1 pseudogene is annotated in these 506 nt (G+C 75.7%); it reads right to left on the bottom strand.

The features are described 5' to 3' along the window. Positions 1 to 145: 145 nt before the first annotated feature. A pseudogene (locus tag AC1DWF_RS39010) lies at positions 146 to 506 on the bottom strand (cold-shock protein); the annotation flags it as partial.

The raw sequence follows: 506 nt of genomic DNA, 5'->3' as shown, positions 1-506 counted from the left end.
TCCTCGGGCGAGGCAAAGCGCTCGGACAGGACCGTGGCGCTGGGCGCATTCGGCGCCGGCGGCTGCGAGGGCTGGCCGAAGGCGGCAGAGGTGACGAGCAAGGCCCCGAGAAGGCCGACGCGGATGATCCCCATGGCCATGACCCTCATCGCCTTCCTCCTCCGCGGCCGCCGCCTCCCCGGGAGCCGCCACCGCCACCGAAGCCACCACCACCACCGCCGCGGCCGCCATAGCCACCACCACCGCCGAAGCCGCCCGCGCCGCCATAGCCGCCCGATCCTCGGCCGCCGCCGAAGGACCCGCCGCGGCTTGCCGCGCCGCGATCGGAAGCGGCCCTGACGTCGCCGCCCCGTCCGATGCCATCCAGGCCGCCCTGCCTGCCGCCCTGATAGCCGCCGGCTGGCAATTGCTGGGCGCGACCGCGGAACTGCTCCCGCGCCCCCGCATCCCGGCCGCGATTGCCCTGGAAGCGGTCGCGCGATGCCTGGTCGCGATAGCCGACGCCC

This window comes from Aminobacter sp. P4_D5, from assembly GCF_056401815.1.
The sequence above is the reverse complement of the archived record's forward strand: the minus strand, read 5'-3'. Positions and strand labels throughout refer to the sequence as shown.